3 protein-coding genes are annotated in these 2,346 nt (G+C 48.5%); 2 read left to right on the top strand and 1 reads right to left on the bottom strand.

Going from position 1 to position 2,346, the window contains the following annotated elements:
* Positions 1 to 413 (bottom strand): Fur family transcriptional regulator (locus VJ249_05940; protein ID HKZ94104.1); only part of this gene is annotated, 413 nt, incomplete at its 3' end.
* A gap of 79 nt (positions 414 to 492) precedes the next feature.
* Here VJ249_05940 and VJ249_05935 point away from each other — a divergent pair.
* On the top strand, positions 493 to 1,944 hold the full coding sequence (locus VJ249_05935; GenBank protein ID HKZ94103.1) for a catalase: 1,452 nt from the start codon (positions 493 to 495) through the stop codon (positions 1,942 to 1,944).
* 152 nt (positions 1,945 to 2,096) lie between these two features.
* Positions 2,097 to 2,346: hypothetical protein (locus tag VJ249_05930; protein ID HKZ94102.1), on the top strand; the 250-nt coding region annotated here is incomplete at its 3' end.

Below are 2,346 nucleotides of genomic sequence, written 5' to 3'. Positions count from 1 at the left end.
CAAATGCCATATATGTCGAGACGCTGTCTCGTTGGGGCGAATTTTGAGGTAGTTACAACCCTTTTGACTATTTCTCGTGCTGTGACATCGTCTAAATCCTTTATGTTGCCGCATCGCAAGCATACCAAGTTGACGTGAGGTTTCATATAGGAATCGAATCTCGCCTGGCTTTGAGGAAAATTCAGCTCTTGAATCAGATCCAATTCTTCGAGAACCTGGAGGGTCTTGTAAACTGTCGCAAGGCTGACTGTCGGGTGCACCTTCTTGACTTCATCGTAGGTTCTCTGCGCGGTCGGATGATCTCGACTATGGAGTACAAATCGACAAATCGCTATCCTCTGTGGAGTAGCTTTGTATCCTTTCTTGTGGAGAGCTTCTATCAGTGCTGCGTCTGATTTTTGATAGTTGTTCATACCAATTATTAGATAATAACAATTCTTAAATAAACCTTGGGATTCACATGACATCATAGACAAGGAGACGTTACGATTTATGAAAGAAAAACATCTGACAACAAATCAGGGAGTCCCAGTTGCTGACAACCAGAATTCACTCACAGCTGGCGAACGTGGACCTGTTCTTCTGCAGGATGTGCATCTTATCGAGAAGCTCGCGCACTTCGACCGTGAGCGCATTCCCGAGCGCGTGGTTCATGCAAAAGGAGCCGGCGCGCATGGCTACTTCCAAGTGTACAAGACCATGGCAAAGTACACCTGCGCGAAATTCCTTCAAGACCCGAAGAAAAAGACGCCTGTCTTCGTCCGTTTCTCCACCGTAGTAGGTTCAAGAGGATCTGCCGATACGGCTCGCGATCCCAGGGGTTTTGCCGTCAAGTTCTACACCGAAGACGGAAATTACGATCTGGTAGGGAACAACCTGCCAGTCTTCTTCATACGAGATGCCATCAAATTCCCCGATATGGTGCACGCCTTTAAGCCTGCTCCTGACACGGGTTTCCCCACAAGCTCGTCGGCTAACAGTCGTTTCTGGGATTTCATTTCGTCGTCTCCTGAATCCACTCACATGATCACCTGGCTCTTTTCCGACCGAGGAACAGTCAAGAGTTACAGGAAGATGGGAGGGTTTGGCGTCAACACCTACAAGTGGGTGAACGCTGAAGGCAAGGCCGTCTATGTTAAGTACCATTGGAAGCCCAAGGCAGGAATAGAGACAATCGACCGGCACGAGGCCACTAGCCTAGCAGGCGAAGATCCCGATATTGCCACCCGAGACCTGTACGAAACCATCGCCGCAGGAAAGACAGCAGAATATGAATTGTGTGTCCAAATTATGGAGATTGCCGACGAGTTGAAACAGGACTTCGACCCGCTTGACGCCACAAAAACTTGGCCTGAGGACAAGTTCCCGCTTATGCCCGTGGGCAACATGGTGTTGAATCGCAACCCCGAAAACTTCTTTGCTGAAACAGAGCAAGCTGCTTTCTGTCCGGCTTCTGTCGTGCCAGGCATCGATTTCTCCGCTGACAAGCTCTTGCAGGGCAGAATCTTCTCTTACGCGGACACGCAGCGACATCGCTTGGGTGCCAATTACCTGCAACTTCCAATCAATCGACCGAAGATATCGGTTAACAACAACCAGCGCGACGGAGCCATGCAGTACGCACCCTACGGCGGAGGAACAGTCAACTACGAACCTAACACTCTGGCGGGCGGAATGCCACATGAAGCATCAGCTGCGCCGACTGAAAATTACTATATCAAAGGAAAAGTGATACGGCAGAAAATCAGGTTGACCAACGACTTCCAGCAGGCAGGCGAACGCTACCGTTCGCTGAGCAAAGTGGATCAAGAACACTTGATCGATAACATTGCTGATTCTCTGGGAAAAGCTGACAAGCCGATTCAGGAACGCATAGTAGCAAATCTCAAGAAAGCTGATCCTGAACTCGGCAAGCGTGTGGCAAAGGCGCTCATACTACAGTAAGGACAAAAGAATTAACCCGCAACGAGGCTACATGTTGAAAGTTTGGCTAAAACCCTGAGAAAGCCGTTGCAGTGTTCTGACAGTCAGACAGTTTTAATAGTCTTTGCTTAGATATTGCACAAGCGCGCAGCGACGTTATGCTGGGTCTTGCAATGGCTGCTAATGCAATGAAGTGGCTGGCTCCAGTTCTCGTGAGATTGTTTCCAGTGGTTGAGCCGTTGACGCCTCGTTACGTCTCTTACTACATAAGGAGATATTTGAGAGATTGGAAGAACCGCGATTTGATCCTTGACTATAGAACAAGAGCTAGAAGGCTTGGAAAGTTCCACTATAAAATCGTTGTTGATCTGTATCTGACGCCTAATCAGACTAGCAGAATTTTGAGGCAAAGGTTGTTTCAAG

The sequence above is a fragment of the Candidatus Bathyarchaeia archaeon genome (assembly GCA_035283685.1).
Taxonomy (GTDB): Archaea; Thermoproteota; Bathyarchaeia; order Bathyarchaeales; family Bathyarchaeaceae; genus DATETJ01.
The sequence above is the reverse complement of the archived record's forward strand: the minus strand, read 5'-3'. Positions and strand labels throughout refer to the sequence as shown.

Coding starts and splice junctions, on each gene's coding strand:
- VJ249_05935 (HKZ94103.1), top strand. CDS start 493: ATGAAAGAAAAACATCTGACAACAAATCAGGGAGTCCCAGTTGCTGAC.